The sequence below is a fragment of the Tardiphaga sp. genome, from assembly GCF_028290495.1.
Taxonomy (GTDB): Bacteria; Pseudomonadota; Alphaproteobacteria; order Rhizobiales; family Xanthobacteraceae; genus Tardiphaga.
Genome location: NZ_JAQGJT010000106.1, coordinates 1 through 7565 on the forward strand (window position 1 = coordinate 1; position 7565 = coordinate 7565).

A 7565-nucleotide genomic window follows, 5' to 3' on the forward strand; every position below is an offset into this window, starting at 1 on the left:
ATGGCGTCGGCACCCTCGGCGGCGTCCGCCGGCGAAGCGGCCCAGCGGGCGCCGCGGGCGATCAGGTCGTCGGCCTTGGCCTTGCTGCGATTCCACACGGCGAGCGTAAAGCCGGCGTCGAGATAGCGGCCCGCCATCCCGTGGCCCATGCGCCCCAAACCGATGAACGCGACATGGGCCATCGTTTAGTCCATGTCCTCGATCGCGCCCGGCGAGATGCCGAAGGCGCGCTGCGCCAGCGTGGCGGCCATGAACTCGTCGAGGTCGCCATCGAGCACGCCGGAAGTGTCGGAGGTCTGCACGCCGGTGCGCAGGTCCTTGACCATCTGGTAGGGCTGCAACACGTAGGAGCGGATCTGGTGACCCCAGCCGATCTCGGTCTTGGCGGCCTGGTCGGCGGCGGCCTGCGCCTCGCGTTTCTTCAGCTCGATCTCGTACAGCCGGGCGCGCAGCATGTCCCAGGCCTGAGCCTTGTTCTTGTGCTGCGAACGGCCGGCCTGACAGACCACCGCGACGCCGCTCGGGATGTGCGTCAGCCGCACCGCGGATTCGGTCTTGTTGACGTGCTGGCCACCGGCGCCGCCGGATCGCATCGTATCGACGCGGACGTCGCTTTCGTTGATGTCGATCTTGATGGTGTTGTCGACCACCGGGAAGATCGCCACCGACGAGAACGAGGTGTGCCGCCGCGCGTTGGAATCGTAAGGCGAGATTCGCACCAGCCGGTGTACGCCGCCCTCGGTCTTCAGCCAGCCATAGGCGTTGTGGCCGGAGATCTGGATCGTCGCGGATTTGATGCCGGCTTCTTCGCCGGCGGTCTCTTCGAGATATTCGACCTTGAAGCCGTGCTTCTCCGCCCAGCGCGTATACATGCGCAGCAGCATCGAAGCCCAGTCCTGGCTTTCGGTGCCGCCGGCGCCGGCGTGTACTTCGAGATAGGAATCGAAGCGGTCGGCTTCGCCGGACAGCAGCGCTTCCAGCTCGCGGCGCGCGACTTCCTTCTTCAGCGCCTTCAGCGCGTTCTCGGCCTCGACCACGACGCCGTCATCGCCCTCGGCCTCGCCGAGTTCGATCATCTCGACGTTGTCGTCGAGCTCGCGCATGACTCGGCCGATGCCGCTGAGCGAATCCTCCAGCGAGGTCCGCTCCTGCATCAGTTTCTGGGCTTTCTGGGGATCGTTCCAGAGATTGGAGTCTTCAGCGAGCGTGTTCAGCTCTGCGAGGCGTGCCGTGGCTGCATCGACGTCAAAGATGCCTCCTCAGCAGCCCGACTGACTGCTTGATCTCTTCAACGAGGCGTTCGAATTCTGGGCGCATGAAAACTCTGATCTGCGGCTTCGGGGGCCGCGATGGCAAATCACGTGTCGGCAAGTCTTGAGGCGGGATGTAGCGGCGACTGCGGCAAAGCGCAATCGCCGTGATGACTCAATACAGGCCGCCCGTGCCCGAACGCAGGATCGTGCGGTCGGCGTCCGGCGATACCGACAGGGAGCGGCCGTCGGCATCGGCGACGCCGATCACCGAGTAGTTGTCCGGCGGCGCGGTGCCCGGCTTGAAGGCTTCGAGAATCGTGCGGCCGCTGTCGCCCGGACCGGCGCGCATGCCGCTCTTGGCGTCGACGCGGATCAGCTTGATGCCGGCCGGAACGCGGAACGGCACGGCGGGCTTGTCGGCCAGCGCCAGCTTCATGAAGTCACGCGCGATCGGTGCCGCGAGACCGCCGCCGGTCGCCTTGGCGCCCAGGCTGCGCGGCTTGTCGTAGCCGATATAGAGACCGATCACGACGTCCGGCGAAAAGCCCATGAACCAGGCATCCTTGGCGTCGTTGGTAGTTCCGGTCTTGCCGGCGATCGGCTTGCCGACGTCGCGCATCACGGTGGCGGTGCCGGCCTGGACCACACCTTCCATCATCGAGGTGATCTGGTAGGCGGTCATCGCATCGAGCACCTGCTCGCGGCGATCGATCAACTGCGGCTCGGCCTGGTTCTTCCAGCCTTCCGGTGCGTCGCAGCCGCGGCATTCGCGCTGGTCATGCTTGAAGATAGTGTGCCCGTAGCGGTCCTGGATGCGGTCGATCAGCGTCGACTTCACCCGCTTGCCGCCATTGGCGAACATCGAATAGGCCGTGACCATGCGCATCACTGTGGTTTCGCCGGCGCCGAGTGCGTAGGACAGATAATTCGGCAGTTCGTCATAGACGCCGAACCGCTTGGCGTATTCGCCGATCAGCGGCATGCCTATGTCCTGCGCGAGGCGCACCGTCACGGTGTTGAGCGAGCGCATCAGCGCGTTGCGCAGCGTGGTCGGGCCGTAATATTTGCCGGTGGAATAGTTCTCCGGACGCCAGACGCCGGCGCCCTGCCCTTGGTCGATCTCCAGCGGCGCATCGACCACCACGGTCGACGGCGTGTAGCCGTTGTCCATCGCCGCCGAATAGACCAGCGGCTTGAACGACGAGCCGGGCTGGCGATAGGCCTGCGTGGCGCGGTTGAACTGGCTCTGGTCGAACGAGAAGCCGCCGACCATCGCCAGCACGCGACCGGTCAAGGGATCCATCGCCACCATCGCGCCGGACACTTCCGGATACTGACGCAGCCGGAACTGTCCCTCGATGACAGTGCCTTCCTTGGTCAGCAGTGGATCGACATAGATGATGTCGCCGGGGGTGAGCACCTGCGACACCGCGGTCGGCGTACGTCCCTTGATCGGCCCGGTGGTTGGCTTCGCCCACTTCACGCCGTCGAGCGTCAGGTTGCCGGTCTGACGGTCCTTGAGCACGGCCCCGCCGAGTTCGCGACCGGGCTGGAAGCCGATCCGCGCCGACTGGTCGCTGACGTCGAGCACGACCGCGAGCTTCCACGGCGCGATGTCCTGCAGCGCCTTGACCTCGGCAAGCTTGACGCCCCAGTCGCCTGAAATGTCGATCTTGTTAGCCGCGCCGCGCCAGCCATGCGCCTCGTCGAAATTGATCAGGCCGTTGACCATGGTCTTGCGCGCCATGATCTGCAGCTTGGGATCCAACGTGGTGCGGACCGACAGGCCGCCTTCATAAAGCTTCTTCTCGCCGTAGCGCTCGAAGATGTCGCGGCGCACTTCCTCGGCGAAATATTCGCCAGCGAAGATGTGCGCGGCATTGGTGCGGCTGGTGACGGACAGCACGTCCTTGCGCGCCTTCTCGGCGTCAGCCGTCTTGATCCAGCCGTTTTCCAGCAGCCGGTCGATCACATAGTTACGTCTCTCGACGGCGCGGTCGCGGTTCTTCACCGGATGCAGCGACGACGGCGCCTTCGGCAAGGCCGCGAGATAGGCGGCTTCTGACACGGTCAGCTCGTTCACCGACTTGTCGAAATAGACCAATGAGGCCGCGGCAATGCCGTAGGCGCCGAGGCCGAGATAGATTTCGTTGAGGTACAATTCGAGGATCTTGTCCTTCGAATAGGCCCGCTCGAGCCGCATCGCCAGCAAGGCTTCCCGGATCTTGCGGGTGAAAGACACTTCGTTGGTCAGCAGGAAGTTCTTGGCGACCTGCTGCGTGATGGTCGAGGCGCCCTGCGGCCGCTTGTTGGAGCCGAAGTTCTGCGCATACAGCACCATGGCACGCGCCATGCCGGTGTAATCGATGCCACCGTGCTCGTAGAAATTCTTGTCTTCGGCGGCGAGGAAGGCGTTGATCACCAGCTTCGGCACCGCCTGGATCGGCAGATACAGCCGGCGTTCCCGGGAGTATTCGCCGAGCAGCGCGCCATCGGCGGCATGCACGCGGGTCATCACCGGCGGCTCATAGTCCTGCAACTGCGAGTAATCCGGCAGATCCTTGGAGTAATGCCAGATCATGCCGGCCGCGGCGGCGACGCCAACCAGGAACAGCACGGTCCCGGCAGCGAACAGGAAACCCAAAAACCGCACCAGCAGACGCATTATCGAAGATCCGTTTCCATCAACGTGCCGCAGCCTGATATAGCGCGGCGTCTACCGGCGCGACTTCCCGCCTCTCGGGCCTGTTCGGTCATCAGACCGTCAGCAAAGCGGGATTTGACCGATTCTAGCGGCCACACCGAAATTTTATAAAGCTGCGGCTGTGTCGAAACTAGGGCTTTCATTGCGCAAAGCCGTGTCTTCTCAGTTTCCCGGCCGGGTTTCCGGAACCGCCGACACCAGCCGCTTGGTAAAAAAACCATCGATGGCCTGCGCCACCGCGCCAACCGTCCGGGAACGCCAGTTTTCCGACAGCAACTGCTGCAGGTCTTCCTTGTTGGAGACATAGCCGAGTTCAATCAGCACCGACGGCACATCGGGCGCCTTCAGCACCCGGAAGCCAGCCGATTTCAGGGGATGCTTGTGCATCCGCGCGGTCGACTTCATCTCGGCCGCGACCAGTCGCGCAAAGCGGTTCGAGAAGGTGCGGGTCTCCCGCTGCGTCAGCTCGATCAGGATGTCGGCGACATCGGTCGGTTCCTCGGTGAGATTGACGCCGCCGATGGCGTCCGCCTTGTTTTCCGAATCCGCCAGCCGCTCCGCCTCGGCATCAGAGGCCTTGTCCGACAGCGTATAGACGGTGGCGCCATGCGCCTCACCTTCGCCGCGCGGCAGTGCGTCGGCGTGGATGGAGACAAACAAAGCGGCCGACTGGCTGCGTGCGATCTTCACGCGGTCACCAAGTGGAATGAAGGTGTCGTCGCTGCGCGTCATCACGACGCGGTATTTACCGCTCTTCTCCAGCCGGTCGCGCAGCGCCAGACCGAAGCTGAGCACCAGGCCTTTTTCGCTCTCGCCGGATGACTGGGTACCGTTGTCGATGCCGCCATGACCGGGATCCAGCACCACGACCGGCCGGGAATCGTCGGCAGGTACCGCGCTGGCGACGGCCGCGGGGGGCGCGCCGGCCACCCCGATTGCCGGCCGCAGGTCGGGACGGCTTTCGACCGCCAGCGCCTGCACGAAGGCGGTACGGTCAACCGCCTCCAGCTCAAGCACCAGCCGGGCCGGCTGGCCGTTGGCGGGATCGAGCGCATAGGCGTTCTTGATTTTGGCGGGTCCGGCAAGGTCGAACACGATCCGCGAGCCGCCGGGCATCACCAGCCCGTAGCGGAACGCCTTGATCAGCCCGCGAGCGACGGTTCCGCTGCCGGAATCGAGCTGGAAGCTGACCTGGGGGATATCAACGACCACGCGGTACGGATCGGCCAGCGCGAAAGCGCGCAGCGTGACCTTCTTGTCGAGGTCGAGAATGAAGCGGGTCTGCTTCTCGTCGCCGGCGATCCGCACGTCCGAAGCGACCGGGAATGGGCTGGCCGCCTCGGCAGCCGCCGACTCGGTCTGGGCCAGGCCGGCAGCCGGCCACCCACACATGATCGCGGCGGCTCCTGCGAGCACCGTGCATAGACGAATGAGATGGTTTGCGCGGCCCGACAACGAATCCAATACCTCCGTGACAGCCCCACTTAACGCAATAGAACCGCAGGGTTAACCGAACCTTAAGGGCGTGCCACCGATTAGTCGGCAGTGTTGCAGCACTGTGACGCTTCCCTTGCATGAGAGCGCCATTCCACGTATGACCGAGGGGCTGACGGTTTAACTCCCGATTGTGTCGTTTCAGCCTCCCGGTGCAGCGCCGGTTCCACCGGGTACCCCTTGGCGGAACATGCGTTTTTCCGATCTCCCTTCACCAGCCAGCGCAGCGCGCGGCTGATCAGAGGGGCGGTTCTAGCCCGAGCGGTGTCCGTTCCCCGTCATCTTGTTCAGGGACGGCTTTAGACGCGTCACGATCGATTATCCCCGCCATCACAAGGCGGGATAGGCGAGAGCCGGTGAGCGCTTCGGCGCCGCGCCGGACGCCAGCAATAAAGGCGGCGCCATTGCCGCCGAGATGTTCAGACGGGCCGACGCTTGATGCGCCAGACTGTGATGCCGACCGAGACCCATGCGGGACCTGCGCCGATGCGAAGCCAAAGCTTCGCGCGTCGCCCCGCACTGGGTTCGCGATCGGCACGGCGCCCCGGGTTGCGTTTCGGCCTTCCTTTCACCCCCGAATCAGGTGGACCGTTGCGTCACCCGGCTGCGCCATATGCGCTTGCCGCCACGCGCGCCCTCCGCCGCCATGAGCCCCCAAATGCCAAACAAAATGTTGATCGACGCTACCCACCCGGAAGAGACCCGGGTCGTTGTGGTCCGCGGCAATCGCGTCGAGGAATTTGATTTCGAGACTGCGCAGCGCAAGCAGCTTCGCGGTAACATCTACCTCGCCAAGGTCACCCGCGTTGAGCCGTCGCTGCAGGCCGCCTTCATTGAATACGGCGGCAACCGCCACGGCTTCCTAGCCTTCAGCGAAATCCACCCCGATTACTACCAGATCCCGGTCGCTGACCGTCAGGCGCTGATCGAGGCTGACGAGCGCGCGCACCGCGAAGCCGAAGAAGAGACCGACAACCGTTCCAGCCGCGGCAGCAAGCGTCCGCGTCACCGCAACTCCCGCCGCCGCAGCGGCGGCGAGCGCGTGCAGAGCGACGTCGTCGCCGTTGATCCGTCGCAGACCGAACAGCCGCGCGATCCGGCGTTCGAGGCGCCGGCCGGCGAGCACATCCATGCCCATGAAGACGGGCACCACGGCGCCGATGATCATCACGACCACGATGGTCATGACCACGCGCACGAGCACGCCCATGTTCACCCGGAAGGTGAGCATGCCGAAGGCGAGCCCGCGGTAGTCGCTCACGCCGTCGGCGACCACGACCACGAGACCCCTGCTGCTGCCGTCGCCGAGACGCCTGCCGCCGAGATTCCGGTTGCCGAGACGCCCGCGGCCGAAACCGTTGTTGCCGAGACCCCTGCTTCCGAAGTCCAGCCGGTCGCCGAAAGCGCAGGCCCCGAAGCCGTTGCCGAACCGGTTGCCGCCGCAGCAGCGGAAGATCATGGCCACGACCACGGTCATGACGACCACGCCCATGACGATCACGCCCATGACGATCACCACGACGCGGCCTATGCCGCCGCGCAAAATCTCGCCCATGCCGATGACGTCGTGCATCACGACGATCACGCGACCGTCGAAGCTGACGAGCAAGACGACGAGGAAGAGGAAGACGGCGAGGAAGCCGAAGAGGATCAGGTTGAATCCGTCGGCGGCGACGACGTGCTGGAAGAAGTTCCGGAACGCGCCTTCCGCCCGCGCCGCCAGTACAAGATCCAGGAAGTCATCAAGCGCCGCCAGGTGATGCTGGTGCAGGTCGTCAAGGAAGAACGCGGCAACAAGGGTGCGGCTCTCACCACCTATCTGTCGCTGGCCGGCCGTTACGCGGTCCTGATGCCGAACACCGCACGCGGCGGCGGCATCAGCCGCAAGATCACCTCGGCGCAGGATCGCTCCCGTCTCAAGGAAGTCGTGTCCGACCTCGATGTGCCGGAAGGAATGGGGATCATCCTGCGCACCGCAGGCGCATCCCGCACCAAGCCGGAAATCAAGCGCGACTTCGAATACCTGATCCGCATGTGGGAAACCGTGCGCGACATGACGCTGAAGTCGCAGGCCCCGACCCTCGTCTACGAGGAAGGCTCGCTGATCAAGCGCT

At 64.7% G+C, this 7565-nt stretch carries 6 protein-coding genes; 1 reads left to right on the top strand and 5 read right to left on the bottom strand.

Going from position 1 to position 7565, the window contains the following annotated elements; all coding sequences use genetic code 11:
- From JWQ24_RS16615 to JWQ24_RS16635, 5 genes are all read right to left on the bottom strand, one after another.
- A partial coding sequence (locus JWQ24_RS16615; RefSeq protein WP_299810188.1) for an NAD(P)-binding domain-containing protein occupies nt 1–182 on the bottom strand: 182 nt, incomplete at its 3' end.
- 3 nt (nt 183–185) lie between these two features.
- Nucleotides 186–1317, bottom strand: a protein-coding gene (prfB, locus tag JWQ24_RS16620; RefSeq protein WP_299810191.1) for a peptide chain release factor 2 whose coding sequence is annotated in 2 segments (ribosomal slippage) — nt 186–1247 and nt 1249–1317 — 1131 coding nt in all. Because the reading frame shifts where the segments join, the coding sequence is not laid out codon by codon here.
- Between the two features lie 108 nt (nt 1318–1425).
- Nucleotides 1426–3918 (bottom strand): penicillin-binding protein 1A, encoded by a 2493-nt coding sequence (locus JWQ24_RS16625; RefSeq protein WP_299810194.1) that lies wholly within the window; start codon nt 3916–3918, stop codon nt 1426–1428.
- 201 nt (nt 3919–4119) lie between these two features.
- Nucleotides 4120–5349 (bottom strand): N-acetylmuramoyl-L-alanine amidase, encoded by a 1230-nt coding sequence (locus tag JWQ24_RS16630; protein WP_299810197.1) that lies wholly within the window; start codon nt 5347–5349, stop codon nt 4120–4122.
- 670 nt (nt 5350–6019) lie between these two features.
- On the bottom strand, nt 6020–6307 hold the full coding sequence (locus JWQ24_RS16635; RefSeq protein WP_299810203.1) for a hypothetical protein: 288 nt from the start codon (nt 6305–6307) through the stop codon (nt 6020–6022).
- A gap of 186 nt (nt 6308–6493) precedes the next feature.
- Here JWQ24_RS16635 and JWQ24_RS16640 point away from each other — a divergent pair.
- The coding region (locus JWQ24_RS16640; RefSeq protein ID WP_299810200.1) for a ribonuclease E/G at nt 6494–7565 on the top strand (1072 nt) is incomplete at its 3' end.

What these genes read in the sequence shown, in the direction of transcription:
- JWQ24_RS16625 (WP_299810194.1), bottom strand. Translation starts at nt 3,918, where the DNA reads ATGCGTCTGCTGGTGCGGTTTTTGGGTTTCCTGTTCGCTGCCGGGACC.
- JWQ24_RS16630 (WP_299810197.1), bottom strand. Translation starts at nt 5,349, where the DNA reads ATGTGTGGGTGGCCGGCTGCCGGCCTGGCCCAGACCGAGTCGGCGGCT.